This is a genomic window from Solidesulfovibrio fructosivorans JJ] (assembly GCF_000179555.1).
Classification (GTDB): Bacteria; Desulfobacterota; Desulfovibrionia; order Desulfovibrionales; family Desulfovibrionaceae; genus Solidesulfovibrio; species Solidesulfovibrio fructosivorans.
This window is the reverse complement of record NZ_AECZ01000010.1, coordinates 47,105-72,319: the sequence shown is the minus strand read 5'-3', so window position 1 is coordinate 72,319 and position 25,215 is coordinate 47,105. Positions and strand designations below refer to the sequence as shown.

At 65.1% G+C, this 25,215-nt stretch carries 21 protein-coding genes; 17 read left to right on the top strand and 4 right to left on the bottom strand.

The genetic code is table 11. From position 1 onward, the window contains the following. Window positions 1-14: 14 nt before the first annotated feature. The gene (locus DESFRDRAFT_RS09015) at window positions 15-857 is read right to left on the bottom strand and encodes a rhodanese-like domain-containing protein (RefSeq protein ID WP_005993197.1); all 843 of its coding nucleotides are present in this window, start codon (window positions 855-857) and stop codon (window positions 15-17) included. Window positions 858-970: 113 nt separating this feature from the next. Here DESFRDRAFT_RS09015 and DESFRDRAFT_RS09010 point away from each other — a divergent pair, with 113 nt between their 5' ends. The 12 genes from DESFRDRAFT_RS09010 to DESFRDRAFT_RS08955 all read left to right on the top strand — a co-directional run bounded on the left by DESFRDRAFT_RS09010 (window position 971) and on the right by DESFRDRAFT_RS08955 (window position 12,584). After that, window positions 971-1,471 carry a rhodanese-like domain-containing protein gene (locus DESFRDRAFT_RS09010; protein ID WP_005993196.1) on the top strand — a complete coding sequence of 167 codons (501 nt, stop codon included), beginning with the start codon at window positions 971-973 and terminating at the stop codon, window positions 1,469-1,471. Next, window positions 1,468-1,887, top strand: a complete 420-nt coding sequence (locus tag DESFRDRAFT_RS09005; RefSeq protein ID WP_005993195.1) for a MauE/DoxX family redox-associated membrane protein — start codon at window positions 1,468-1,470, stop codon at window positions 1,885-1,887. Before DESFRDRAFT_RS09010 ends, DESFRDRAFT_RS09005 begins: the two co-directional genes overlap by 4 nt. 10 nt (window positions 1,888-1,897) lie before the next feature. Continuing rightward, window positions 1,898-2,533, top strand: coding sequence for a TetR/AcrR family transcriptional regulator (locus DESFRDRAFT_RS09000; RefSeq protein WP_005993194.1), 636 nt, complete (start codon window positions 1,898-1,900; stop codon window positions 2,531-2,533). Window positions 2,534-2,682: 149 nt separating this feature from the next. Further along, entirely contained in the window at window positions 2,683-3,447 is a 765-nt protein-coding gene (locus tag DESFRDRAFT_RS08995) for an enoyl-ACP reductase FabI (RefSeq protein ID WP_005993193.1), read from the top strand. 8 nt (window positions 3,448-3,455) lie between these two features. Beyond that, window positions 3,456-3,974, top strand: coding sequence for a DUF2867 domain-containing protein (locus tag DESFRDRAFT_RS08990; RefSeq protein WP_005993192.1), 519 nt, complete (start codon window positions 3,456-3,458; stop codon window positions 3,972-3,974). A 178-nt stretch (window positions 3,975-4,152) separates the two neighbouring features. Then, complete coding sequence (locus DESFRDRAFT_RS08985) at window positions 4,153-4,800, top strand: TetR/AcrR family transcriptional regulator (RefSeq protein ID WP_005993191.1); 648 nt, start codon at window positions 4,153-4,155, stop codon at window positions 4,798-4,800. 4 nt (window positions 4,801-4,804) lie between these two features. Beyond that, window positions 4,805-6,013 (top strand): acyltransferase family protein, encoded by a 1,209-nt coding sequence (locus DESFRDRAFT_RS08980; protein WP_005993190.1) that lies wholly within the window; start codon window positions 4,805-4,807, stop codon window positions 6,011-6,013. A 114-nt stretch (window positions 6,014-6,127) separates the two neighbouring features. After that, window positions 6,128-6,571 (top strand): DUF3795 domain-containing protein, encoded by a 444-nt coding sequence (locus DESFRDRAFT_RS08975; protein WP_005993188.1) that lies wholly within the window; start codon window positions 6,128-6,130, stop codon window positions 6,569-6,571. 238 nt (window positions 6,572-6,809) lie between these two features. Beyond that, window positions 6,810-7,649 carry an ectoine/hydroxyectoine ABC transporter substrate-binding protein EhuB gene (ehuB, locus tag DESFRDRAFT_RS08970; RefSeq protein ID WP_005993186.1) on the top strand — a complete coding sequence of 280 codons (840 nt, stop codon included), beginning with the start codon at window positions 6,810-6,812 and terminating at the stop codon, window positions 7,647-7,649. Next, the gene (locus DESFRDRAFT_RS08965; RefSeq protein ID WP_005993185.1) at window positions 7,646-10,261 is read left to right on the top strand and encodes an ATP-binding protein; all 2,616 of its coding nucleotides are present in this window, start codon (window positions 7,646-7,648) and stop codon (window positions 10,259-10,261) included. Before ehuB ends, DESFRDRAFT_RS08965 begins: the two co-directional genes overlap by 4 nt. Window positions 10,262-10,347: 86 nt before the next feature. Continuing rightward, a complete protein-coding gene (locus DESFRDRAFT_RS08960; RefSeq protein ID WP_005993184.1) occupies window positions 10,348-11,994 on the top strand; it encodes an alpha-keto acid decarboxylase family protein in 1,647 nt (548 codons plus the stop codon). Between the two features lie 173 nt (window positions 11,995-12,167). After that, window positions 12,168-12,584 carry a secondary thiamine-phosphate synthase enzyme YjbQ gene (locus tag DESFRDRAFT_RS08955; RefSeq protein WP_005993183.1) on the top strand — a complete coding sequence of 139 codons (417 nt, stop codon included), beginning with the start codon at window positions 12,168-12,170 and terminating at the stop codon, window positions 12,582-12,584. A 137-nt stretch (window positions 12,585-12,721) separates the two neighbouring features. Here the strand turns inward: DESFRDRAFT_RS08955 and DESFRDRAFT_RS08950 are convergent, their stop codons facing one another. From DESFRDRAFT_RS08950 to DESFRDRAFT_RS08940, 3 genes are all read right to left on the bottom strand, one after another. Further along, complete coding sequence (locus DESFRDRAFT_RS08950) at window positions 12,722-14,416, bottom strand: FAD-dependent oxidoreductase (protein WP_005993182.1); 1,695 nt, start codon at window positions 14,414-14,416, stop codon at window positions 12,722-12,724. 239 nt (window positions 14,417-14,655) lie between these two features. After that, window positions 14,656-15,762, bottom strand: a complete 1,107-nt coding sequence (locus DESFRDRAFT_RS08945) for a glycosyltransferase family 4 protein (RefSeq protein WP_005993181.1) — start codon at window positions 15,760-15,762, stop codon at window positions 14,656-14,658. A gap of 4 nt (window positions 15,763-15,766) precedes the next feature. After that, entirely contained in the window at window positions 15,767-17,761 is a 1,995-nt protein-coding gene (locus DESFRDRAFT_RS08940; protein ID WP_005993180.1) for a glycosyltransferase, read from the bottom strand. Between the two features lie 112 nt (window positions 17,762-17,873). Here DESFRDRAFT_RS08940 and DESFRDRAFT_RS08935 point away from each other — a divergent pair, with 112 nt between their 5' ends. The 5 genes from DESFRDRAFT_RS08935 to DESFRDRAFT_RS08915 all read left to right on the top strand — a co-directional run bounded on the left by DESFRDRAFT_RS08935 (window position 17,874) and on the right by DESFRDRAFT_RS08915 (window position 25,104). Beyond that, complete coding sequence (locus DESFRDRAFT_RS08935; protein WP_005993179.1) at window positions 17,874-18,740, top strand: ABC transporter permease; 867 nt, start codon at window positions 17,874-17,876, stop codon at window positions 18,738-18,740. After that, complete coding sequence (locus tag DESFRDRAFT_RS08930; RefSeq protein WP_005993178.1) at window positions 18,730-20,115, top strand: ABC transporter ATP-binding protein; 1,386 nt, start codon at window positions 18,730-18,732, stop codon at window positions 20,113-20,115. Before DESFRDRAFT_RS08935 ends, DESFRDRAFT_RS08930 begins: the two co-directional genes overlap by 11 nt. Before the next feature lie 365 nt (window positions 20,116-20,480). Beyond that, window positions 20,481-23,072 carry a glycosyltransferase gene (locus DESFRDRAFT_RS08925; protein WP_005993177.1) on the top strand — a complete coding sequence of 864 codons (2,592 nt, stop codon included), beginning with the start codon at window positions 20,481-20,483 and terminating at the stop codon, window positions 23,070-23,072. Next, window positions 23,066-23,953, top strand: a complete 888-nt coding sequence (locus tag DESFRDRAFT_RS08920) for a glycosyltransferase family 2 protein (protein ID WP_005993175.1) — start codon at window positions 23,066-23,068, stop codon at window positions 23,951-23,953. Before DESFRDRAFT_RS08925 ends, DESFRDRAFT_RS08920 begins: the two co-directional genes overlap by 7 nt. Beyond that, the gene (locus tag DESFRDRAFT_RS08915; protein ID WP_005993174.1) at window positions 23,950-25,104 is read left to right on the top strand and encodes a glycosyltransferase family 4 protein; all 1,155 of its coding nucleotides are present in this window, start codon (window positions 23,950-23,952) and stop codon (window positions 25,102-25,104) included. Before DESFRDRAFT_RS08920 ends, DESFRDRAFT_RS08915 begins: the two co-directional genes overlap by 4 nt. Window positions 25,105-25,215 lie beyond the last annotated feature (111 nt).

Below are 25,215 nucleotides of genomic sequence, written 5' to 3'. Positions count from 1 at the left end.
GGCGCTCCTTTGATTTAGTTGGTGGGGAGTTTGGCCAGGAGGTTGGACACGGCGCGCAGGTGGGCTTTTTCCTCCTGGGCGAGGGTCGTGTAGAGGCTGGCCGATTCGGTGTCGTCGGTTTTGACGGCGAGCCGGGCGTAGAGGTCCAGGGCCTGGGCTTCGACCGAGGAGGCCAGTTCCAGGGCTTCCCGGGCCGAGGCGGGCGCGCCGCCGAGTTGTTCCAGAAACACTGCTCCGGGGAGGCCGCCTTCGAGTTCGGGAGAGGCTCCGGCAAGGAGGGCTTGCAGGGCGGTCTCGTCGCCTGTTTCCTTGCGGTAGAGGCCGTGGACGCGGTGCAGGTGGCGTTGTTCGAATCCGGCCAGGCGTTCGAAGGTGGCCTTGGTTTCGGCGTCCGCGTCCCTGGCCAGGTTCGTGTAGAATCCGCCCAGGGCGGCTTCCATGCCGATGGCGGCCAGGAGGATTTCCCGGAGCGATTCGTTACCGGTAAGAAGCGTCATGCCGGCGTCGGGTTTTCCCGTGGCGGCCGCGCCCCGCCAGGCCATGGCCCCGCCGAGCATGTTGATGATGCGAGGGAATCCCGCGCCGGACAGAAGCTTGGCCGCCGCGGCGCTGCGGCCTCCGGAGCGGCAGTAGACCACCACCGGCTTGTCCCGGACGATGGCGTCGATTTTATCGGGCAGGTCGGGTAGGGGAAGGAGTTTCGCGCCGGGCAGGTGGAACTCCTCGTATTCCGGCTCCATGCGGACATCGAGCAGGGTCAGGTCCTCCGGGCGGCTTTTGGCGAGCAGTTCCCGGACGTCTTCCGCGGAAGCGTTGACCACGCCGGCGGGGCCGGACCGGTCGGGGGCGTGGGACATGGGGCGTCTCCGGGGTTACGGGTTGCGCTTTGGTTGGCGGGTAGGGTACGAAACTGCCAACCTTGCCCATAGCATATGCGCGTGGGCGGGAAATCTTGTCAAGGCGGGCGGGTATGAGGCACGGGCGGGGGCTGACCCCTTTGTGGGCCGAATTGCTGTTGATCGGCCTTCTTGGCGGCGGGATGGCGGTGGCCATGAACATGGCCCGGGCCGAACCCGTGCCGTGGGTGATCGATTTCGCGGCGCAGGACCGGCGCGAGGCGCTGCAGCGCGGGCTCGAGACCATTGACGCCACCGGGGCCCGGATTCTGTTGGGCAAGCCCGGCGTCGTCTTCATCGACGCCCGCACGCCCGGGGAATTCGCCGTAAGCCATGTGCCCGGGGCGAAGAACCTGCCACAGGAAGCCATGTACGGCGACCTGGACCAGGCGACGAGCGCCTTGGGGCTGACCCACGAGGACAGGTTGATCGTTTATTGCGGCAATATCTTGTGCGAAAAGAGCAAGGAGCTGGCCGAGGCGTTGCGTACGGCCGGCTTTCCCTACGTCACGGTGGTCACGGACGGGTTTGACGGCTGGCAGGTCGCGGGCGGTCCCACGGAGGGGGGCATATGAGGATTGTCGGCGCGGTGCTGCGCGTGGCGCTGGGGCTTATCTTTCTGGCCGCCGCTTGGGACAAGATCGTCGACCCCATGGCCTTTGCCAAGATCATCCGCAACTATCAGATCGTCCCCGACCAGCTTGTCGCCGGGGTGGCGCTGGTGCTGCCTTGGATCGAAGTCGTGGTGGGCATGTGCCTCATCACCGGCTTTCTTTCGCGCGGGGCGAGCCTGTCCGCAGCCTTGATGATGGCCGTTTTTCTCGCGGCCATGGCCTGGACGCAGCACAAGGGCATCAGCACCCAGTGCGGTTGCTTCACCACCAAGGCCGACGACGCCATTTCCGCGCGGACGTTTGTGCGGGACGGGAGCCTGTTGGCCCTGGCCGTGCTCGTGACCGTGGAGAGTTTCGTGCGGGCCAGGCGCGTTTGAGGCGGGCCCCATGTCCGGGGTGAAGGTCATTCCCATCGGCAAGCCGCGCTCTGTGCGGCAACGGCTGCTGGAATCGCTCGGCGACATACTCGCCAGGCAGGGCTTCGACGGGCTGACGCTCGACGCCGTGGCCCGGGAGTCCGGGCTGGAGCGGGCCGTTCTCTTGCGCCATTTTTCAAGCCTCGAGGACATGGTGACGGCTTTCGGCCAAAGCCCGAGCTTCTGGCCGCCGGTGTCCGAACTGCTGGCCGGAGTATCGGGCGGGTTCGCGGCCATGCCGCCCCAAGCCCAATTGGCCCTTTTTTTCAAGGCCACCATCAAAGGAATACTGGCCCGGCCGCGCACCCTCGACATCATGGCCTGGGAGCTTTTGTCCCGAAACCGCTATTCCCGGCTGCTGGAATATCCCCGGGTGCGCTGTTCCCTGGAATTTTTCGAATCCGTCACGGGCGATGTGCCCGAATCCCTGGACCTGACCGCCATTGTGGCCGTGCTTGGCGGCGCGGCCATGTTTTTGGCCGTGCGCTCGCGGCAAAGCGGGGTGTTCGGCGGACTCAACCTTTACGACGACGAGGACCGCGACCGGGTGGACAAGGTGTTGGACCAGCTTGTGGCTGGCATCCTGCGTGGGGCCGGGGACGCCTGAATCCCCGTCGCGAGAGGCCGGGCAATCCGATCCCGGGCAAAATGCCTCGCCAGTTTTTAAAGAAAAGCATACATGGTCGCCTATGCCGCCTTCGCGGTCCGCAAGTTTGGACGGCGGGGACGGAACACGCGCCGATCAAGGAGTTTGCGATGTTGATGTCGGGAAAAAAAGCGCTGGTTTTCGGTGTGGTCAACGAGCGCAGCATCGCCTACGGCATTGCCAAGGCCCTGCGCGATCAGGGCGCGAACCTGGCGCTCGGCTATGCCGCCGAGCCCATCCGTAAGCGCATCGAACCCATTGCCGCCAGTCTGGGGGCGGATTTCGTCTTTCAGTGCAACGTGTCGACCGACGAGGAGATCGGCAAAGCGGCCGAGCTCGTCCGCGAAAAATGGGGCACGGTGGATTGCATGGTCCATTCCATCGCCTATGCCAACCGCGAAGACCTGGCCGGCCGGTTCATCGACACCAGCCGTGAAGGATTCCGGATCGCCCTCGATGTTTCGGCCTATTCCCTGGTGGCCCTTTGCCGCGCCTTCGAGCCGTTTTTTTCTCCGGGCGCGTCGGTCATCACCATGAGCTATTACGGCTCGGGACGGGTCGTGGCCAACTACAACGCCATGGGCGTGGCCAAGTCCGCCCTGGAGGCCAGCGTCCGCTATCTGGCCGTGGATCTCGGAAAATCCGGCGTGCGCATAAACGCCATCAGCGCCGGTCCCGTGCGCACCATGGCCGCCTCGGCCATAAGCGGCTTCCGCTCCATCCTCGAAACCATCGAGAAGCGATCGCCGCTCGGCCGTAACATCGGCCTGGAAGACATCGGCCGATGCGCCCTCTACCTTGCCTCGGACCTGTCCTCGGGCACCACCGGCGAGGTGGTCTTCGTGGATTCCGGCTACAACATCATGGGCGTCTAGGGCACGGCATGGATGCCCGAAGCGAGGCGCTGGACCGGCTGGAGCGCCTTGGGGCGCTGTCCGCCACGAACGGGCGCAAGCCGGATCATGTCGACATCCATCGGGTGCGCGGCGCGATCGGGCTGCGCCCGTTCGTGGCCGGGCTGCTGGGTCGCCGTCCCGGCTGGCTGCGGCTGCTCTACCGGGCGCGGGCGGTGCTGGCCCGGCTTCTTGGCCTGCAGCAGGCCGAGGGACTGCTGGCCGACGTGAGCCCGGCGGATGTCCCCATGCAGCCGGGCGGCCGGTTGTCCGTGTTTACGGTCGTGGCGGCCGACGCGGACAGCCACTGGGTGGCCGTCGGCGAGGATAAACACCTGCGGGCCGTGCTGGCCGTTTTGGCCACGCCGGAGCCCGACGGTCGCAACCGCTTCGATCTCGTGACCGTGGTCGATTATCTGCATTGGACCGGACCGGTGTATTTCAACCTTATCCGCCCGTTCCATCATCTCGTCGTCTGGCGGCAGGCTCAAAACGCGGCCAAAGGCTGACGTCTTCGCGGCATTATCCGTTGTTGGCAAGGTAGTTGCCGACGTGCCGAAACCTTCTTTCGAGCCGGAGCGATCCGGCTCTTTTTTTGTCCTGTCGCCCTGGAGCGGTTGACAGGCCGGATAGTTTCTGAAACATGTGTTCTAAACAAATGCATAAAACAGTTGTATAGGAGAACGCATGGGCAGCGGCACGACAAGTGGCGTCAAGGAACGACTTTTTTGCGCGGCGGTGCGGGTCTTTGCGGCCAAGGGCTACAAGGGCGCCACGGTTCGGGATATCTGCCGCGAGGCGGAGGGAGCCAACCTCAATTCCGTACAGTACTATTTCGGAGGCAAGGACAAGCTGTACCAAGCCGTGCTGGAGGTGCTTTTTACCGAAGGGGACCGCCGTGTGCGCCAGCGGCTCGAGTCCGACGAAGAGGCGCTTCCCGAGACGCGTCTTAAGCTGCTGCTGGAAGTGTTTTGCCAGGTGCTCTTTTCCCAGAGCGAAATCGGGGATGCCTTTTTGCGCCTGTGGGCCATGGAACTGGCCAATCCGACGCCCTTTTTCGGCGACATGATCGAACGTCACAGCCGTCCCCAGACGCTGGCCATGCTGGATATCCTTTCCGGTATCCTCGGCCCGAGGGCATCGCTGGAAGTGCTTGTGGAATGCATGATGAGCGTGCTCGGCCCGGCCGTTTACCAGGCGCTGCTTTGGCCGACCTTGCAGCGGATGTTCCCGGAGCATCCGCCCATGACGGAGCATTGGCCCCATCTGGCCGACCACCTGTACCGTTTTTGCATGGCCGGGCTTGCGGCCGTGCGTGAAACGCTTGGAGAATGACGCCATGCGAAACCTGACGCCACAGCCCGGGAGAATCCATTTCCTGGACAATATGCGGATGTTCGCGGTCGTAAGCGTCGTGGCGCTGCACGCCGCCATCGTTTATGCGCCGGTCGTACCCTGGTGGTATGTCCTAGACGGAAGCAAGAACGCCGTGTTCGATATCGTTCTGGTCGCGACGGACGGCTACGTCATGCCGACCCTCTTTTTCATTGCCGGCTACTTTGCCCTGGCCTCCCTGCGACGCCAGGGGGCCGGCGCTTTCCTGGCCGCCAAGCTCAAGCGGTTGGGGCTGCCGCTGGTCGTGCTGACCCTTTTTACCTGCCCGATCATTTCCTACGTGATCTATCGCGGCCAGGGGGGGAGCGAGTCCTACTTGCGCTATTGGCTCGGCCTGTTGCCAACGGCCGTGGACTGGCAATACATCCGCCTCGTCCCTGAGGCCATGACGCGCGCCATGTTGCCCTTTCATTTGTGGTTCCTGAGTCTGCTGCTGCTTTTTTGCGGGCTTTTGGCCGTCTCCCGCGTCTTTGTCCCCGGGCGTGGGCAGGGCCGGCGTGACGCCGCCTCGGGTTCCGGATTGGGCCTGTTCGCCTGGCTGGTCTTGGCTGTTGGCGTGGCCGAGGCCGTTGCCCAGGTCCTCGTTCCCGACATCGCCTGGTTCGCCTTTGGTCCGTTTCTCTTGTGGCAGCCGGCGCGGTTGCCGCTGTATCTGGGAATGTTCCTGCTCGGGGCCTATGCCTGGGATCGCGGCTGGTTCACGGTACACCGGGTGTGCGGGAAGACATGGCTGTGGGGTGTGGCGGCGCTTTTGGCCTTTCTGGTCATGGCGGGTATTGGCGGGAGCCTGGCGACGCGGCATTCCGTTTTGATTCTGGCGGGCTATGGCTTGGCCCGGACCTTTTTCGCCGTGAGCGTCCTTTTTTTTCTCGCCGGATTCGGGCTGCGGCGCTGGAACCGGCCGGGTGGTGTGAGCGGGAGTCTTTCCGTCGCTTCCTACGACATTTATCTGGCTCATTTTCCTCTTGTCATCGTGTTGGAATACCTGTTGGCGGGAAGCGATCGAGCGGCCCTGCTCAAGTTTGCGATCGTTTTTTTCGGGGGGCTTTGCGTCTGTTGGGGAGCGAGCCGGATCGTCAGGCCGTTGCGCCTGACTTGGGCGGCGGCGCTTATCGTCGGGGGCGTCGCCCTGTGCCTGATGCCGTGGCGATAGGCGGCCGGTCTCTTGCCGGGCGGACGCGGAAAAGCCTATAGGCGACGAAACGCCGGCCGCCCGGCAAGGGCAACGCCGCAAACCGATCCTGACGCTCGTCGCCCGAGGAGTCCGATGCAACACCCCGAACTGCTGCGCCGTATCGCCCCCTGCGGCCTGGATTGCGGCCGCTGCCTGGACAATCCCGAAAGCCCCATTGCGCGCCATGCCGGGGCGCTCAAGGAGGATTTGGGCGGTTTTGCCAAGCGGGCCGCCATGTTTGCCGGGTTCGATCCGGCCTTTGCCGCCTATGCCGATTTCGAACGCGTGCTGGACAGGCTCGCCGCCGGCTCCTGCCGGGGTTGCCGGGCAGGGGAGTGCCTGTTCGCCGCCTGCCGGGTCAAGGACTGTGTCCGCGAACGCGGCCTGGACTTTTGCAGCGACTGCCCGGAGTTCGATGCCTGCGATCCGGGATTGTCGCCGACCCTGGCCAGGCGTTGGCGGGAAAACAACCGCCTGTTGCATACGCTGGGCCTAAGCGCCTATGCGGACTGGCTTGCCGGGCAGCCCCGCTATTGATCCTCCTCTTCGGGCAAGGCCCCGTGGCGCTTCGCGCCGGGAGAGAACCGACCTCTCGCCCGCCCGGACAAAATACGGCTCTTGTTTTGTATCGATCGACGTTTCGCCGTTTGCCTCCAGGAAAAATCGACTTCCGTTGCTATGGCCGTGAAGAGGGGGTATGCTGAAACAACAGGCCTCCTAACGGCTCGGCAACGGCGGCGTGGCAATTTCGGCAAAAGGCAACCGGCGGCAAGGCATGGGCAAGCTTTGGGGCTATCTCGCCGTCTCGGCGCTTGCGGCATGCGGCGTGATCGTCGCGCTGCTCTACATCCGGGGCGCGGACCAAGCGTCCGGGCCCGTATGGTCCGGGCCGGAAATACGGATCGGCTATTCGAGCGAAGCGCCGTACTCGTTTCGCGCCAAGGATGGCGACGTCACCGGCCAGTCGCCCGAGATCGCCAAGGCCGTCCTGGAGAAAATCGGCGTCGGCCCCATCCGCTGGGTGCTGCTCGATTTCGGCAAGGCCATTCCGGAGTTGCTTGCCGGCCGCATCGACATGATCGCCAACGGCCTTTTCATCACCCCTTACCGGGCGGCCAAGGTCCTTTTTTCCCTGCCCTACAGCCGGGTTCTTCCCGGGCTGCTGGTCAGGCGGGGCAATCCCCGTGATTTGCATTCCTATGCGGAGGTGGCAAGAAAGGTCGATGTCACGGCCGCCGTGTTGGACGGGTCGGTGGAGCAGGCCGAATTGACGGCTCTCGGCATGCCGCCGAGACGCCTTTTCGTGGTTCCCGATCCCATGGCCGGACTTGCCGCCGTACGCGCCGGCCGGGCCGACTGTCTGGCCCTGAGTTCGCCGACGGTCTCCTGGTTCGCGCATCAATCCCCGGATGAAGTCGCCGTTGCCGAGCCCTTTTACGAAGCGCCCGATGCCGTGCCCGGAGAGAGCGCTTTTGCCTTTCGTGCGGCCGATCGCGATCTGGCTGACCGGGTCAACGCCGCGCTGCGATCCTACATCGGCACGCCGGAACATGAGAAGCGGGTGGAGATGTTCGGCTTCGGCCCGCACTCCCTGCCGGCCTGGAGCCGCCCATGAGGCGGGAATCGGAAAAGGGCCGATGGATCGGTTTCGGCTCCAGAGGTTGGATCGACCTGCACCTGTACGCCATGGCCTCGGTGGCCATCCTTTCCGGCGCGCTTTTGTGGTGGACCAATGCCTCGTGGCGGGACAATTTTGCCTTCTATCCCCCGATCATCGAGAAATTGCGCCAGACCAGGGCCGATATCGTCCGGGGCTATCTGGCTGTGGAGCGTCATCTGGCCGGCGAACGCGATATCCGGCTGGCGGATGCCGACGCCTTTTTCGAGCAGGCCGCCCGGAGTGTGGCCGACATCCAGGCCCAGCTGCGCTCCGTGTCCACGATGAGCGAACTCTCCGACAATCTCTCGAAGCTCGAGCTCAGGCTCGGCGATTATCATCAGGAAATCCTGCGCTTCGGGGCCCTGTCCCAGGACAGTCTCAAGGCCGTCGCCACCCGGAAGAGCTATTTCGGCGTGGAGCGGCAGGCGTCCTACGCGATCATGGAAAAGCTGGCCGACGCCATCGACGCCATGCTTGGGCGGCGTATCGCGAACGTGGCCCGGCAGCAGAACAGGCTCAACCAGGTGCTTTTTTTCGTCTGGCTGTCCTTTCTCGCTTTTCTGGGCATAAGCCTCGCCCTGGCCGGGGCCAGACGCCGCAAGGCCGAAAAGGCCCTGACCGAAAGCGAGGGCAAGTACCGGCTGCTCTTCGACCAGGTCATGGACGTCATTTTGCTCGTGGACGAGGAAACGGGCCGCATCCTCGACTGCAACCAGGCCGTGGCCACGGAATGGGGCTATGACCGGGAGGAGCTTATCGGTCGTGAGCCGTCCAGGCTGCGTCTGCCGCCGCGCCGCGCCTCCCCGGTCGCGACCGAGATCCGCTATGCCGACGGTCGCCGGGTGGTCATGCGTGAAACCCGCCTCGTCACACACTTTGGAGAGGTGCGCAACGCCTCGGTTCGGACCGGTTTTTTCACCTTCGGCGGGCGGCAGGTCAGGCTCGAGATCTTCCGCGACGTCACGGAGCGCAACAAGGACGAAACCGCGCTCAAGGAACGCGCCGCCATGCTGCGCGGACTCGGGGACAACCTGCCCGACGGCGTGATCTACAAGTACGAGCTCCTGGCGGACAGGACGCGGCGGTTCCTGTACGTCAGCCAGGGCGTGGAGCGGCTTTTCCACGTGACCGTGCCCGATGCCCTGGCCGATGCCTCCTCGGTTTTGTCCCGCATCGAGCCCGAGGGACTTGACGCCCTGCGCCAGGCCGAGATGCGGGCCATGGACAGTCTGGCGGTCATCGACGTGCAGGCGCGCTTCACGGACGGACAGGGGACGTTGCGTTGGGGCCAATTCCGGGCCGCTCCCCGGCGCACGGCGGCCGGCGGCGTACTTTTCGACGGGCTGCTTTTCGACGTGACCGGGCAAAAGCGCACCGAGGATAGCCTGCGTCTGGCCAAATCCGAAGCCGAGGCGGCAAGCCTGGCCAAAAGCGAATTTCTGGCCAACATCAGCCATGAGGTCCGCACGCCGCTCAACGGCGTGCTCGGCATGCTGCAACTGCTTGAGACCTCCCGCCTGTCGGCCGAGGACGCGGAGCACGTGGCCACGGCGCTTGCCTGCGGGCGCGGCCTTGTTCGTGTGCTGGCCGATATCCTCGATTTCAGCCTGATCGAGGCCGGCCGGCTTGTCCTGCGCCGGGACGCCTGCGACATCCGAAGCGTGATTGCGGACGTTTTCGGCGTGCTTTCCCTGGAGTGCGAGAAAAAGGAGTTGTGCGCCACTCTTGACGTGGCCGGGGACGTGCCGGCTTTCATTGCCACCGACGCCGCCCGGCTGCGGCAGATCCTGTTCAACGTGGTCGGCAACGCCGTCAAGTTCACCCCGCGCGGCACGGTGCATTTGAGCGTGTCCCTGGCTTCGCGCCGGGGCGAGGAGACACACCTGCTTTTTGCCGTGCGCGATACCGGCATCGGCATTCCGGAAGACCGGATTGAAGCCATCTTCGAGCCTTTCACCCAGATCGACGGGTCATTGACCCGCAAATACGGCGGCACGGGCCTGGGACTCGGCATCGTCAAACGCTTGGTGGGGCTTTTGGACGGCCATATCACCGTGGAAAGCGAACCGGGCGGCGGCACGGAATTCGCCTTTACCATCCGTTGCCAGGAGACGGCCGCGCCGGCGCCCAAAGCCGCCTCGCCGCACGACGAAGCGGGCACGACGGCGCCAGCCCGCGTGCTCGTGGTCGAGGACGAGGCCATAAACCGCATGGCCACGGTTTCCATGCTTGGCAAGCTCGGGTTTGACGCCAGCGCCGTGTCGGACGGCGACGAGGCCCTCGACGCCCTGGCCGCCGAGAACTACGATGTGGTGCTTATGGATATCCAGATGCCGAGGCTCAACGGCGAAGAGGCGACACGCCGCATCCGTTGCGGCGAGAGACCCGGCATCGATCCGCTCATCCCCATCATCGCCCTGACCGCCCACGCCATGGACGGCGACAAGGATCGCTATCTGGCCTGCGGCATGAACGACTATCTCTCCAAACCGGTGGACATCGCGGCGCTCGGCCGGGCCGTGGCCTGGGCCGCCGCGTTGCGTCGGAGCCTCACGGCCCTGGATTGACATTCCTTTCCGCCGGCCGGTCGTCTTGACTCGGGGGGGCGTACGTGTTTGATCGTTAACGATGTAATCAAGCGGGAGGTTTGCTCATGACCGCGACTGTAGTGGAACATTTGATGACGCGCCTGAAGCAGATCGGCGTGACGGACGTCTTCGGCGTGCCCGGGGATTTTTCCTTCGCCCTAAACGACGCCGTGGACAACGATCCGGACATGCGTTGGATCGGCTGTTGCAACGAACTCAATGCCGCTTACGCCGCCGACGGCTATGCCCGGGTCAAGGGGCGTTCCGCCCTGTGCACCACCTACGGCGTGGGCGAGCTTTCGGCCCTGTGCGGCGTGGCCGGCTCGTATACCGAGCATCTGCCCGTCATCCATCTGGTCGGCATGCCGAGCGTGTCCACCCAGAAGGCCCGGCGCATCGTGCACCACACGCTTGGCACCGGCAATTTCGAGGCCTACGCCGACATGACCAAGCCGGTGGTGGCCGCAAGCGCCATCCTGACGCCGGAAAACGCCGCCTGCCAGATCGAACGCTGCCTGGAAGCGGCCGTGGCCCGCAACCGGCCCGTCTACATGGCCCTGCCCCAGGACTATGCCGACAAGGAACTGGCCGGGGAACTCGTCTGCGCCCCCGAAGCCCCGCAGAGCGATCCCGGGACTTTGGCCGCGGCCATTGACGCTATCGCCGAAATGATCGGCGCGGCGCAATCGGCTGTGGTCCTGGCCGGCTACCTGATTGCCCGGCTCGGCCTGCGCCAGGTGGCCAAGGGGCTTTTGACCCGCACCGGACTGCCTTTCGCCACCATGTTCATGGACAAGACCGCCCTGGACGAGACCCTGCCCGGCTACATCGGGCTCTACGACGGCCGGATCATGAACCCCGAGGTGCGCGATTTCGTCGAGGGCTGCGACTGTGTGCTCAATATCGGCGCGCTGTGGAGCGATTTCAACACCGGCGCCTTTACCGCCAAGATCGACCCCGCGCGCATGATCGCGGTCATGCAGCACGAGGTGCGCGTGGGCCATGCCACCTTCCTTGATGTGGAAATGCGCGACGTATTGGAGGGCCTGGCCAAGGTGTTGCCGGCCAAGCCGGCGAAGGTGAAAAATCCGGCCGGCCTCGGCGAGCCCAAGGGCGCGCCGAGCGATCCGATCTGCCCGGATTACCTGTATCCGCGCTTCGAGAAATTCCTGCGCGAGGGCGACATCGTCATGGCCGAAACCGGCACCATCTCCATGGGGCTGGGGTTTGCCAAGATGCCGACCGGAGCGGAATTTTTCAACCAGACCCTGTGGGGTTCCATCGGCTGGGCCACGCCGGCCGCCTTTGGCGCGGCCATGGCCGCGCCAAAGCGCCGCACGCTCCTTTTCACCGGCGAGGGCTCGCATCAGATGACGGCCCAGGACATCGGCCAATTCGGCCGCTATGACCTGAAGCCCATTATCTTCTGCCTCAATAACGACGGGTATCTGATCGAACGGTTGCTCTGCAAGGATCCCAAGAGTTCCTACAACGACCTCGCGCCCTGGAATTACACCCAGCTTCCCGCCGCCTTCGGCATGACCGACTGGTACTGCGCCAAGGCTTCGACCAATGCCGAGTTGGAAGCGGTTATGGCCAAGGCCGAGACCTGCGGCACCGGAGCCTATATCGAGGTGGTCATGGACCAGATGGCGGCCTCGCCCCTGGCCAAAAAGCTCGGGGAATCCATCCAGACGCTGTACAGCAAGTAGGGGAGTGTGGAGAAGGATGTGCGATGCGAGAGGGGAAACCCTTTCAAAAAGGCCGTAGCCCCTCTCGCGCTCTGCCTTTCCTCAATTTTTTTATCTGGCACTTGTTGCCCGTAACGCACTCTACATTAAAGACTTTGAAAATGTGGGGGCTGGAGCAACTTCGGAGTCGCGGCATGAAGAGCTATCGCAAGGAACTTTGGTTCAACGTCCCTTCCCGGCGGGGATTTATCAACATCACTCACGAGGTCGAGGATTGCCTCGCCGAATCCGGCGTGCGCGAAGGGCTGTGTCTGGTCAACGCCATGCACATCACCGCCTCGGTCTTCATCAACGACGACGAATCAGGCCTGCACCACGACTACGAGGTCTGGCTGGAAAAGCTCGCTCCCCACGAACCCGTCTCCGGCTATCGCCACAACGTCGGTGAGGACAACGCCGATGCGCATATGAAGCGGCAGATCATGGGCCGCGAGGTGGTGGTGGCCATTACCGAAGGTCGGCTGGATTTCGGCACCTGGGAGCGCATCTTTTACGGGGAATTCGACGGCAGGCGCAGAAAGCGGGTGCTGGTCAAGATCATCGGCGAATAGCGCGTCTGCTTCGCAGCCGCCGCCACTCCGTTTATATCACCCTTCCCGTCAATAAAATTCGGGAAAGGGAGAGCGCGAGAGGAGACAACCTTTTTTTAAAAGGGTTCCCCTCTCGCGTCATCTTTTTTTATAACTTCTTATTTCTCCAATTGAAACGGCCAGGCGACAAGGCCGCCTTCCATGACGGTCACATTGTCGTAACCGTTGGCCTCAAGCACCCGCTGGGTCTCGTAGCCGCGCATGGACACCTTGCAGTAGGTGACGATGGGCGCGTGCTTGTCCGCCGGCATCTCGCCGAGGCGCTTGCGCAGCTGACCGAGCGGCACCAGCTTTTCGCCGAGTCCGAGGCGCATCTCGTCGAATTCCTTTTGGCCGCGCACGTCAAGGAGAAACGGCTTGTTGCCGTTGTCGAGCCAGGATTTGACGACGGTGCTCGGTTCCCCGCGCATAAGCCCGCGCATCTTGTTTTGCAGCACGTGGGCCGTGGCGATGGAATGGTCGATGGCCAGCGAGAAGGGCGGGGCGTAAGGCAGGTCGGCCATGGCCACGTCGTCCACGGTCAGGCCGCCGAGGATGGCCATGGCCATCTCCGCCGCCTGCCGGTTGACGTTGCCGAGGCCCACGCAGGCAAAGCCCAGGATGCGGCCGGTCTTGGCGTCGGCGATGAGTTTGGACACCACCGGCTTGGCGCCCATGAACCCGGGTTTGTCCGGGCTGGCGTTTATTGCCGTGACCACGTCGAAGCCGGCTTCCCGGGCCTTGCGCTCGGAAAGCCCCGAGGAGGCGGCGGCGAAATCGAACACTTTGCAAATGCCGCTGCCGATGGTGCCGGGGAAGGTGGCCGTATCGCCAAGGACCGCGTTTTCGCCGGCCACACGGCCTTCCAGGTTGGCCAGGTCGCCGAAGGGGGCGAGCATGGGCGCGTTCGTGATCCGGTTTTTGATCTCCACGCAGTCGCCGGCGGCGTAGATGTCCGGATCGGACGTGCGCATGTATTCGTCGGTGACGATGCCGCCCGTGGGTCCGAGGGCCAGCCCGGCGTCCTTGGCCAGCGCCGTGTTGGGGGCCACGCCGATGGCCATGACCACAAGCCCGCAGGGCAGTTCCCGGCCGTCGGCCAGGGTCACGCCCGAAACCTTGCCGTCCTGGCCGTTGATGGCGGAAATGCCCACGCCGGTGATGATCTTCGCGCCCTTGGACGTGGCGTGTTTTTGCACGAGAAGCGCCAGTTCGGGATCGAGAAAGCTCAGGATCTGGGGCAGGGCTTCGACCACGGTCACGTCCATGCCGGCCTCGATGAGGGCCTCGCAGGTCTCGATGCCGATGAGCCCGCCGCCAACGATGACGGCCTTGCCGCCTTTGCTGCTCGCGGCCAGGGCGCGCAGTCCGTCGGCGTCCTCGAGACTCGTCAGCGTGGTTACGCCATCAAGCTCGCGTCCCGGGAGGGGCGGCACTTTGGGCCGGGAGCCTGTGCACACGATCAGCTTGTCGTAGGGCAGATGGCCCGTCTCGCCGGTATCCACGCGTTTCCAGGCAACGGTCTTGGCCTTGCGGTCGATGGCCATGACTTCGGTCGAGACCTTGGCCGTGATGCCCTTGGCCCCGGCGAAAAAGGCGGGGTCGCGCACCACGCCGGCGGGAGTGGCGAGCAGCATGTCGCGGCCCTTGACCTCGCCGGCCACATAGTACGGATAACCGCAGGAGGCCATGGACAATTCCGGGGCTTTCTGCAGCAGGGTGACTTCCGCTTCCTCGTTGAGTCTCTTGGCTCGGGAAGCGGCTTTGGGGCCGGCGGCGGTGCCGCCGATGACGACGATCCGTGCGGTACTCATGAAGAAATGCTCCTTGTGGGTTCGCTTTGTATAGTCCGGCCGCGTCCGCGGCCTGGGGCGCTCGCTCTTAATTTCGATACAGTTCATACCGTAAACTAAAATGGGACGCAAGCATTCTTTCAACAATAAATATTTGCAGGGGAAAGGGAAGGGGGAATCGTGGGAATGGATGCGAGATACGTTTGTATCTCGCAAAAATACAGGTGCGCTGTCCTTCGAAAGGAGAGAAAAAGGCGAAGTTATCGTCGGCGGATGCCGGCCGCCGCCGTCAACGCGTCGAGGGTAAGACGGGCCGTGCGTTCCCAGGTGTAGCCGGCCTCGTTGGCCAAGCCTTTGCGGATGAGCGCTTCCCGAAGCGTTTCGTCGGTGGCGATGCGCACGAGCGCCTCGGCCCAGGCCGCGACATCGGTCGGATCGACCAGGAGCGCCCCGTCGCCGGCCACTTCGGGCAGGGACGTGGCCCGGGCGCAGACGACCGGCGTGCGGCTGGCCTGGGCTTCGAGCACCGGCAGGCCGAATCCCTCGAAAAGTGAGGGAAAGGCGAGCGCCCTGGCGCATTGGTATAGAAGCGGCATAGCCGCCGGGGCCACATGGCCAAGGCGCTTGACCCGGCCGGAGAGGCCGAGGCGCGCCACCGTGGCCGCGAAGTCCTCGCTCCAGGCGTAGCCGCCGGTGACGGCGAGGTCGCAGGGGAGGCGGTCGCCGGCGACGGCAAAGGCGGCCAGCAGTGTATTGAGGTTTTTTCGCGGCGAAATGTTGCCGGCGTAGAGGATGAAATCGCGCTCAAGGTCATGCTCGCGGCGAAAGGCGTCGAGGGCCTCCCGCGACGCCGGACAGCGGAAGGCCGGATCACAGGCCAGCGGCGTGACGCTCACCCGTTCGGGCCGGGCCTCGGTCAGGCGCAGCACGTCGGCCCGCGTGTGCTCGGAGATGGCCACGAGCCTTTCGGCGCGTCTGGCGCTGTAGCGGATGGCCCGGCGCATGTAGAGGGTGTCGGCGCGCTTGTACATGCGCAGCGTGGGGTGGAAATAGCCGAGGTCGAGCATGGCCGTCACCGCCGGGCAGGGGATGTTCGGCGGCATGTTGGACGACGGGAAAAAGATCACGTCCGGCCTGCTTCCGCGCAGGGCCGAGGGCAGGGCCAGCCAGTCGAAGGCCAGGCGGTTTCGCACGGGCAACACCGTTTCCGTGACCTCGGGAAAGGTGCCCAGGTGGCTTTTATGCGGATAATAGAGGATGAGTTCGTTTCCCCCGAGATCGAGCAGCGCCCGCACCAGACCGAGCAGGTATTCCTTGGGGCCGCCGGAAGGGTAGTCCAGGCTGCGGGCGCTTATGGCGATGCGCATAACTTTAGCCGGCCAGCCCGTGTTTTTTGCGGGCGTAGGCCCGCATGGGTTCCAGGCGGGCGTTGACCTGGGTCGGAAGCCGGCGGCCGCCAAGGAGCGCGCCGAGCTGGGCCAGGACCGATTCCAGCCGGATTTCCAGGGTCACGAGCTTGATGGCCAGTTCGTGAAGCGTGCCGCTGCCGTGGCGGTGCTGGCAGGCGTGGAGATCCCGGCGGAACACGTCGCGCCAGGTGGCGGTCTTGGCCGATGGGTGCAGCCGGAAGGAAGCGATCACGCGCGGGATGCGCACGATTTTCCCTTGCCGGCTGATCCGCTCGAACAGGTCGTAGTCCATGCAGTAGGTGAAGCGCCTGTCCATGCCGCCGGCGGCGAGGTAGGCCTCTCGCCGGAAAAAGGTGGACTGCTGGGGCACGGCCATGGTGTGGCGCATCTGCCGGGCCGAGGGCGCGAGCACCATGTCGATCATGACGGGCCTGCCGTCCGGGTCGGTGAGCACCGTGTCCCCGGTGACCATGACCGCCTCGGGATGACGGGCAAAGGCTTCGGCCACGGCGGCGAGCGCGCCCTCGTCCCAGAGGATGTCGTCGGAATTGAGCCAGCCCATGACCTCGCCCGTGGCCATGGCGAAACCTTCGGCCAGGGCCGCCGTCTGGCCGGCGTCCGGGGCGCTGCGCCAATAGGCGAGTTCTTTGTTCCACTGCCGCAGGATATCCGGCGTTTCGTCCGTGGAGCCGCCGTCGAGCACGATATGCTCCACGGCGATGCTTTTTTGCCCGGCCACGCTGGCAAGTGTTTCCGGGAGGAATTTAGCCTGATTAAAAGACGGCGTGACGATACTGACCTTGGGCAGGCGAAGCGGCCCCTTGCCCGAGGCTTCGCGAAGGGCGTCGTACACGTGCCCGGCGCAGGCCGCCCAGGAAAAATCCGAGGCCCGGTCGACGCCACAGGCGATTTGTCGGCTGCGAAGGTCGGCGTCGCCTCGCAGGCGGGTCAGGATATCGGCCAGGGCCGCGTCGTCGCCTGGAGGGAAGGGCAGGCCGGCGATTCCGGCGGCTTCGGGCAGCGAGGCCGCGTCGGCATAGGCCACGGGAATGCCGCTGGCCATGGCCTCCAGAATGGGCAGGCCGAAGCCCTCATAACGCGAGGGAAAGACGAAAGCCGTCGCCGCCCGATAGGCAAGCCCCACATCCGCATCGGAAAGGTAGCCCAGGCAGGTGAGCCAGTCCGCGCCCGCCGCCTCCGGGGCGAGCCTGGCCAGGGCCGCCGGGTCGCCGTGCCCCACCAGGGCCAGGCGCAGGGGGGGCTCGGGCGAGGCGGCATTGAGGCGGGTCATCGCCCGCAGCGCCACGCCGAGATTTTTGTGGGCCATGAGGTTGCCCACGCAAAGGACGTAGTCGTCGGTGAGGCCATGCGCGGCCCGAAACGCGGCCACGGCCGGCCCGTCCTCGGGACGTAGCGGCCGGAACCGGTCATGGTCCACGGCGCAAAGATCCGTCGGCCGCACCCGGCAGGCCATCGGCCCGTAGACCCGCATCAGCTCCCGCCGGGTGAAGGCCGAAAGCGTCAGGGGAATAGTCAGGCGGGAAAGGCTCGCCTTCTGGCGGGCGGCGAAAACGGCCCGGATATGCCAGGGCAGGGTAAGGGGCAGGCGTTTGTAGAGCACGTCATTGACCACGCCCACGCTACGCCCCCAAAAAGCCAAGGGAAGCAGCCCATCCGGGGCGTAGTGCACGTCCGCCCGGGCCGCCCGGATCTGCCAGGCCATGCCGGTCTGCTGCCAAGCGTAGAGCGAGGGCACGTTGACCGTGCGCGCCCGCGCGCCGCCGGAAGCGAGAACCTCCAGGGCCGTGCGGTTGACGATAGGCTTGCCCGAGACGAGAATGAGTTCGTCGCGGCCGGCGGCCAGACGCGCCAGATGCGGCAAAATGGATTCCAGGCAGCGGCCGATGCCGGTGCGCTGGGGATGGGAAAGGGAACTGGCGTCTATGGTGATGCGCATGAATCGTGTTCCAGGGAATGAAAACCGCGATACGACCGTATCGGCGGATGCGTTGACATGCGTCAATTCCATCGAATATGCAACCGGCTCCATGCAGACGTCTCAAATGGTTATGGTCGTGCGAAGGCCCCGTGCCGGATCGTTTTGGTCCGGCCTTTTGGCCGGCCTTTCGCCGGTCGCTTTCGCGCGGCATTTCGGGCGACGGCGCGAGGTGCTTGCCACCTTCGCCCGCATCGAATTCCTGTCGCGCTACCACGGCGCCCAGCTCGGCTTTTTGTGGGGGCTGGTTTCCCCCCTGGCCACCCTGGCCGTTTATACCTTTGTTTTTTCGGTCGTGTTCAAGGCTCGCTGGGCCGGCGGGGCGGGCCATGACGGGGGCATCACCGGCTATGCCTTGATCCTTTTCACGGGCTTGGCGATTTTCGAGGTCTTTGCCGGCAGCGTCAACCGCACGCCAAGGCTGCTCACGGAAAACGTCAATTTCATCAAAAAGGTGCTCTTCCCCCTGGAAATCCTGCCGGTCGGCATCCTGTGCGCCGCCATCCTCGAATCCTTTATCAGCCTGGGGCTGGTGGCCCTTGGCGTGCTCATCACCACCGGCTCGCTTTCCTGGACCATCGTTTTCGCGCCCCTGGCCTATATTCCGCTGACCATGTTCACCCTCGGCATCTGCTGGCTCCTGGCCCCGGTCGGCGTTTTTCTCAAGGACCTCGGCAACATGGTGGCCGTGGCCGTGCAGCTCTACTTTTTCGCCACGCCCATCCTTTATCCGCTTTCCGCCGTGCCCGAACCCTACCGCCGACTGCTGGCGCTCAATCCCCTGCACCCCGTGGTCGACCACCTGCGCCGCACCATCATCTGGGGACAGATGCCCGACTGGACGGCGCTCGCCCTGGTCACGCTCGCCAGCGCCCTGGTCATGCTGGCCGGATACGCCTTTTTCATGAGCGTCAAGAGGCTCTTTGCCGATGCCGTCTGACGTATCCCCCGTCATCGACGCCCGGGGCGTCTCCAAGATGTACGAACTCTACGACCGGCCCCAGGACCGGTTGCGCCAGCTCCTTTGGCCCGGCGGCAAGCCGCTTTACCGCGAGCACTGGGCGCTTCGCGACATCTCATTCGAAGTCATGCCCGGCGAGGCCTTCGGCATCATCGGCAAAAACGGAGCCGGCAAATCCACCTTGCTGCAAATCCTGGCCGGCGTCCTCGAACCTTCCGCCGGCGAGGTGGTCCTGCCCGAGCGCACCACCGCGCTTTTGGAACTCGGCTCCGGGTTCAAGCCGGAATTCACCGGCCGCCAGAATGTCTACGTCAACGCCGCCGTGCTCGGCATTCCCCGGGCCGTGGTCGACGAACGCATGGAGGAAGTCGCGGCCTTCGCCGATATCGGCCCCCATTTCGACCAGCCCGTCAAGACCTACTCCAGCGGCATGTTTTTGCGTCTTGCTTTCGCCGTGACCACGAGCCTCGAGCCGGAAGTGCTCATCATCGACGAGGCTCTGGCCGTAGGCGACGTCTTTTTCCGCCAGAAATGCTATCAGCGCCTGGAAGGACTGCTGTCACGCGGCACGGTGGTGGTGCTCGTGTCCCACGCCATGAACGACGTGGCCCAGTTCTGCCACCGGGCGCTTCTCATCGAGCGCGGCCGGGCCGCCTTTCTCGGCGACGCGGCGGCGGCGGTCAAACGCTACATGGTCGGCGACGGCGGCGGCGTTGTCCCCCGCTCTTCCGGCGAAAATACACCCTTGTGCCCGGAGCTTCCCGCCGAGGAGGACGCCGACGGCTTCTGGCCGGAGCCCGACGCCTTTCTCGACCTTACGGACGTCGCCGCGGCCAGCAACGACTGGGCCGCCTGCACCCACGTGGCCGTCTGCGACGCCTCGGGCCATGTCTGCCGCAGCTTCGAGCAGGGCGAGACCGTCTCCATTTTTTGCCGCTACGTCGTCGCCCATGACCTGGAAGTGGCCGTGGCCGGAGTGGAAATCATCAACGACAAGCGCATCATCGTGTTCGGCAAGAACACCCTGCAATTTAACTGCGAACACCCGACCGCCACCCCGGCCGGAGCGAGCTTGCGCGTGCGCTTCGATATCAATCTGGACCTGGCTCCAGGCGAATATACCTTCAATCTCGGTTTTTCGACTCTGAGCCTTGCGGACTTCAACCGCCGCTCGAACCTTTCCCATCAGGAACTGGAGAGCCGCATCACCGTCATCTCCATCCTGACCAAGGCCGGGGATTTCATGGTCACCTTCCGCAGCCGCGACACCACGCCCGTGCAGCTCACCCATCACGGCGTGGCCAACCTGCCCGGACAGGCGGCCATGCGGTTGTATGGTGGCGGTAAGGGATAGGGTACGCGGGGCTCCGCCCCGGGCCCGGCCAGGGCGCTGCCCTGGACCCGCCGGGAGGCCGAGGGCCCCCCGGACCCCCCTGACTTGTGCGTGCGGTGGTGGGGTGACTTGCTTTGGGCGGCGGGGCATCGACGTTTGTCGCCGCAATCGGCCCGGCGGCACGAGGGGCTTGGGGCCCCTCGACGCCGGACGCGATTGCGGCGACAAGGTGCGCCAGCGGCGAAGCGCCGCATGGAAAGAAAAGAATAGCGTTGCCCTCATACTTTTAAGAGTTTTTGGGGAGGGTGGGGGTCCGGGGGAGGGAACCCCTTTTTGCAAAAAGGGGTTCCCTCCCCCGGTTCCTCTCCCAGTCCCAAGGAGCCACAATGCGGCAGTGTTGGTGCGGGACGGGCGGGTTGGAGCCTTATAGCGACGGGTACATGTTGTGTCCGGCCTGCGGCACGTTGGTATCGCGGGAAGAGCGGGAAGAAGGCTATGGCCGCGACTATTGGTTCGGGCACCAGGAATCCGATCTGGGCCAGCCAACCATCGAGACCCGGGCGCGGCTGGATTTGCCCGAACGCTGCGTCTATTGGCTGCGGCGGTTCTTGAAAGCCTGTTTGCCGCCCGGCGACGTGCTGGAGCTGGGTTGCGCCCATGGCGGTTTTACGGCGCTGTTGGGCAAGGCCGGATTCCGTGCGCGCGGCCTGGAGCTGGACGCCTCCATTGCCGGGATTGCCGGCGGGCTTTTCGGCGTGACGATGCTGTCCGGTCCGCTGGAGGAGCAGGAGATCGCGCCGGGGAGCCTTCGCGCCGTGGTGCTCATGGACGTGCTGGAGCATCTGCCCGATCCGGTGGAGATGCTGCGCCGTGTGGGCGCGCTTCTGGCTCCGGGCGGCGTGGTGTTCGTGCAGACGCCCCGGTTTCCGGCCGGCATGGCCCATGAACGGCTTCTGGCCGAGGGCAATCCGTTTTCGCGCATGCTGCTGCCAGCGGAGCATCTGTATCTGTACAGCGAAAAGGCCGTGCGCGAGCTTTTCACCTTTGCCGGGCTGGATCATTTCCGCTTCGAGACGCCGCTTTTCCCCTACGACATGTTGTTCGTGGCCGGACGACAGGAGATTGCCGAACATGGCCGGTCGGCCGTGGAAAAGGCCCTTTGCGCCACGCCGGACGGTCGTATGATCCAGGCCATGCTGGACCTGACCGACCGGGCCGAGGCGGCCGAGAAGCAGGCCGTGGAGTTGTCCGGGGCCGAGGCGACGAGCCTTGGCGGCCTGGAAGGGGTGATTCGCGAGACGGCCTCGGGCTGGACAGCCCAGGGGCGGCTGCCGCGCCTTGTCAACAAGGTGCTTTTGCGCTGGGGCCGGGCGGCCTGGGCGTTCAATAAGGCCGTCAAGTACGTGCTGGCCGCGCCCGGGCTGCGCCGGGAACTTCCGGCGCGGGATACGGCCGGCGATATCCTGGTGGTCGTGGACCTGACGCCGGTGCTCCCCGGTGGGGACAACGGCGGGGCCAAGCTCATGACCATTCTCCTGCTCCATGCCCTGCGCGACATGCGGCCGCATTGGCGCTTCGTCTGCATTGTTTCGGAGGCGGCGTACGACGAACTGTCGCACCTGGACGCGCCGAACATGGAGCGCGCCAAGGCGGGAGCGGTCGGGCCGGGCAAGGCGCTTTCGCACTGGCAGGGGAAAAAGGTGGACTTGCTTTTTTGTCCCTTCACCATGCCCTATTTCCACCATCCCGACGTGCCGGCCGTTTCGGTCATCTATGACCTGCAATACGCCTATTATCCGCAGTTTTTCAGCCCCGACGAAGAGGCCGGCCGGGAGCGGACCTTTCTGACCGCCGCCCGGTGCTGCGAACGGCTGGTGTGCATTTCCGAATTCGCGCGCCGCACCGTGCTCGAACAGGGCAACGTGCCGGACGGGCGCACGGCCACGGTGCATATCTCCCTGCCCAGGCGGCTCACGCGCACCGATATGGCGGCTGTCGCGGCCATTCGGGAGCGACTGGGGCTCGAAAGGGACGATTATCTGCTCTATCCGGCCAATTTCTGGCCCCATAAGAACCATAGAATGTTGCTGACCGCCTTTGGCATGCTGGCCGCCGGGCGTCCGGAGCCGTTGCGTCTGGTCCTTACCGGCGCGGATACGGGCCTGCGCCAGGAACTGGGACAGGCCGTGGCCGCCCTTGGCCTGGAGGGGCGGGCGGTCTTTGCCGGCTACGTGTCGGACGCGGACCTCTCGGCGCTTCTGACCGGGGCCCGGGCGCTGGTCTTTCCCTCGCTTTTCGAGGGGTTCGGCATGCCGCTGGTCGAGGCCATGGCCGTTGGCACGCCCATCGTCTGCTCCGACGTCACCAGCCTGCCCGAGGTGGGCGGCGACGCGGCGCTCTATTTTGATCCCCGGCGTCCCGACGACATCGTGGCGGCGCTCACCCGCCTGCTGGACGAAGAGGGGCTGGCCGAGGAGCTCGTGCGCAAGGGCCGGGAGCGCCTCGGCGTCTTCGGCGGTCCGGACGACATGGCCCGCAAGTACCTTCGCGTCTTCGAGGACGTGCTGGCCCGGCCCGTGTCCCAGAGCACGGCCGTGCGCGGGCTTTATGGCGACGGCTGGTGCGGTTCGCGGCTTTTTGTGGCCTGCGGCCCGGCCGCCCATCGCCAATGGCTGCGGGCACGCTTCGATCTGCCGGCCGGCGCGCCGTCGGGACAGGTGCGCATCGCGACCCTGGTCAACGGCAAGCCCTACGGCCGGCCGGTGACGCTCGCTTCGGGTAAATCGGCCGCCATTGATCCGGACGTGCCGCCCCATGGCGGATACGTGGAATTTCTCTTCGACGGGGCGCGGCGTGGCGACGCCGTCGGTCCCGGGGCGGACCGGCGCAAGCTCTCCGCGCGCTGCCAGGAGCTGCGCCTGACCGACGGGGCCCGGGACGTGGACCTGCGTTACGGCGAGGAGGGCAGGTCATGCTAAGCGTCAGCGCCATCACGCCGTCCTACAACCAGGGGCGTTTCATCGGCCGCACCATCGAGAGCGTGCTGTCCCAGCAGGGCGCGTGCGACCTGGAATACGTGGTCATGGACGGCGGCAGCACGGACGAGACGGTCTCGATTCTTGACAGTTACGGCGGCCGGCTGCGCTACCGTTCCGAGCGCGACAAGGGGCAGCCCGACGCCGTCAACAAGGGCATTGCCGCGACCTCGGGCGAGGTCATTGCCTGGCTCAATTCCGACGACGTCTACTATCCCGGAACCCTTCAAGCGGTGCTTGAGGTTTTTGCGTCCCGGCCGGACGTGGATGTGGTCTACGGCGACGGCGACCATATCGATGTGGACGACGCCGTCATCGAGCCCTATCCGGCCGAGCCGTTCCGTCTGGAGCGGCTGAAGGATCGCTGCATCATCTGCCAGCCGGCCGCGTTTTTTCGGCGGCGGGTGGTGGAGCGCTTCGGGGCCCTCGACCTGCGCTGGCAATACACCCTCGATTACGAGTTCTGGCTGCGGCTGGCCAAGGGTGGGGCGGTCTTCGCCTATTTGCCGCGAAAACTCGCCGGGTCGCGCTTTTATCCCCAGACCAAGACCTCGGGCGCCAAGCTTACAGTCCATGCCGAGATCAACGACATGATGGCCGCCACCTTCGGCCGGGTGCCGGACCGCTGGCTGTGCAACTACGCCCATGCTCTGGTCCGGGAGAAGTGGAAGCTTGCCGAAAAGGGCCGGGCCTTCACTCCGGCCGTGGCCCTGGCCTCCCTTGGCGCGTCCGTGCGCTGGAACCGGGGCGTTTCGGGAGCGCTTGCCCGCACCACGCTGTCGTGGCTCACGCGCGGGCTCATTCGTCCCGGCGGGGCGCTATGAAAATCGGCTTCGACGTGTCCCAGACCGGCGCGGGCAAGGCCGGCTGCGGCTATTTCGCCGCCGGCCTGCTTGCCGCCCTGGCCGCCGTCGACCGGGACAACGATTACCTGCTCTATCCGGCCTTCGGGGATTTCTGGTGGGAGCCCTGGCCCAAGGCCTGCCTGCGCCCGGCCGGAAGCCGCTTTCGCCTGGGGCCGACCTTTCGCCGGTTTTGGAGCCAGAAGCGCTTTTTCCGCCAGCCCCCGGCCGATTTCGAGGCCAGGCTCGGCAATCCGGACATTGTCCACGCCAACAATTTTTTCTGTCCCACGGGGCTTGCCCGCGCCCAGCTCGTCTACACGCTCTATGACCTGTCGTTTCTGGACAATCCGGCCTGGACCACCGAGGGCAACCGCACCGGCTGTTTCGACGGCGTGTTCCGGGCCGCGACCACGGCGGATTACGTGGTTTCCATCTCCGAATATTCCCTCGACCACTTCTTGAGGATTTTTCCCCATTACCCGCGCTCCCGGACGGTTGTCGCGCCCCTGGCCAGCCGTTTTTCGACCGCTTCGCCCCAGGCCCGGCCACGCATCGCCGACGCTATCGCGTCCGGGGGCTATTGGCTGTGCGTGGGCACCATCGAACCGCGCAAGAACCATGAGCGGCTCTTTGCCGCCTACGCCGCCTGGCGCAAGGAAACGGGCGGGAGCATGCCGCTGGTCCTGGCCGGGGGCAAGGGCTGGCTCATGGACGACGTGGCCCGCACGGTGGGGGAGCTCGGCATCGCCGACCACCTCGTTTTCACGGGCTATGTCTCCGACGCCGAGCTGGCCTGGCTCTACGCCAACTGCCACGCATTTCTGTATCCCTCGCTTTTCGAGGGCTTCGGCCTGCCGGTGCTGGAGGCCATGAGCCTTGGCGCGGCGGTCGTTTGTTCCGACGCCACGTCCTTGCCCGAGGTGGCGGGGGAGGCGGCCCTCATGGTCGATCCGCTGGATGTGGCGGGACTTGCCCAGGCCATGGCGAAGCTCGCGGACGATGCCGTCTTGCGGGAAGCGCTGCGGCAAAAGTCCTTGGTCCGGGCCAAGCTTTTTTCCTGGGAGCGTACGGCGCGGGTTGTGCGCGACGCTTACGCCGCCTGTGCCACGCTGCCGCGATTGGGTGCCTAGCGGGATACGACCAGGGAACGCCATTTCCTGCATCCTCTTGCTTTCCCAATGAATTTCTCTAAATGCAACTTTATTGCTTTTGCGGCGCTTTGTGGCTTGACTTTGCCATGC

What these genes read in the sequence shown, in the direction of transcription:
- DESFRDRAFT_RS09000 (WP_005993194.1), top strand. Translation starts at nt 1,898, where the DNA reads ATGTCCGGGGTGAAGGTCATTCCCATCGGCAAGCCGCGCTCTGTGCGG.
- DESFRDRAFT_RS08965 (WP_005993185.1), top strand. Translation starts at nt 7,646, where the DNA reads ATGAGGCGGGAATCGGAAAAGGGCCGATGGATCGGTTTCGGCTCCAGA.
- DESFRDRAFT_RS08955 (WP_005993183.1), top strand. Translation starts at nt 12,168, where the DNA reads ATGAAGAGCTATCGCAAGGAACTTTGGTTCAACGTCCCTTCCCGGCGG.
- DESFRDRAFT_RS08935 (WP_005993179.1), top strand. Translation starts at nt 17,874, where the DNA reads ATGGTCGTGCGAAGGCCCCGTGCCGGATCGTTTTGGTCCGGCCTTTTG.
- DESFRDRAFT_RS08915 (WP_005993174.1), top strand. Translation starts at nt 23,950, where the DNA reads ATGAAAATCGGCTTCGACGTGTCCCAGACCGGCGCGGGCAAGGCCGGC.
- DESFRDRAFT_RS08930 (WP_005993178.1), top strand. Translation starts at nt 18,730, where the DNA reads ATGCCGTCTGACGTATCCCCCGTCATCGACGCCCGGGGCGTCTCCAAG.
- ehuB (WP_005993186.1), top strand. Translation starts at nt 6,810, where the DNA reads ATGGGCAAGCTTTGGGGCTATCTCGCCGTCTCGGCGCTTGCGGCATGC.
- DESFRDRAFT_RS08995 (WP_005993193.1), top strand. Translation starts at nt 2,683, where the DNA reads ATGTTGATGTCGGGAAAAAAAGCGCTGGTTTTCGGTGTGGTCAACGAG.
- DESFRDRAFT_RS08945 (WP_005993181.1), bottom strand. Translation starts at nt 15,762, where the DNA reads ATGCGCATCGCCATAAGCGCCCGCAGCCTGGACTACCCTTCCGGCGGC.
- DESFRDRAFT_RS09010 (WP_005993196.1), top strand. Translation starts at nt 971, where the DNA reads ATGAGGCACGGGCGGGGGCTGACCCCTTTGTGGGCCGAATTGCTGTTG.
- DESFRDRAFT_RS08985 (WP_005993191.1), top strand. Translation starts at nt 4,153, where the DNA reads ATGGGCAGCGGCACGACAAGTGGCGTCAAGGAACGACTTTTTTGCGCG.
- DESFRDRAFT_RS09005 (WP_005993195.1), top strand. Translation starts at nt 1,468, where the DNA reads ATGAGGATTGTCGGCGCGGTGCTGCGCGTGGCGCTGGGGCTTATCTTT.
- DESFRDRAFT_RS08980 (WP_005993190.1), top strand. Translation starts at nt 4,805, where the DNA reads ATGCGAAACCTGACGCCACAGCCCGGGAGAATCCATTTCCTGGACAAT.
- DESFRDRAFT_RS08950 (WP_005993182.1), bottom strand. Translation starts at nt 14,416, where the DNA reads ATGAGTACCGCACGGATCGTCGTCATCGGCGGCACCGCCGCCGGCCCC.
- DESFRDRAFT_RS09015 (WP_005993197.1), bottom strand. Translation starts at nt 857, where the DNA reads ATGTCCCACGCCCCCGACCGGTCCGGCCCCGCCGGCGTGGTCAACGCT.
- DESFRDRAFT_RS08990 (WP_005993192.1), top strand. Translation starts at nt 3,456, where the DNA reads ATGGATGCCCGAAGCGAGGCGCTGGACCGGCTGGAGCGCCTTGGGGCG.
- DESFRDRAFT_RS08960 (WP_005993184.1), top strand. Translation starts at nt 10,348, where the DNA reads ATGACCGCGACTGTAGTGGAACATTTGATGACGCGCCTGAAGCAGATC.
- DESFRDRAFT_RS08975 (WP_005993188.1), top strand. Translation starts at nt 6,128, where the DNA reads ATGCAACACCCCGAACTGCTGCGCCGTATCGCCCCCTGCGGCCTGGAT.
- DESFRDRAFT_RS08925 (WP_005993177.1), top strand. Translation starts at nt 20,481, where the DNA reads ATGCGGCAGTGTTGGTGCGGGACGGGCGGGTTGGAGCCTTATAGCGAC.
- DESFRDRAFT_RS08920 (WP_005993175.1), top strand. Translation starts at nt 23,066, where the DNA reads ATGCTAAGCGTCAGCGCCATCACGCCGTCCTACAACCAGGGGCGTTTC.
- DESFRDRAFT_RS08940 (WP_005993180.1), bottom strand. Translation starts at nt 17,761, where the DNA reads ATGCGCATCACCATAGACGCCAGTTCCCTTTCCCATCCCCAGCGCACC.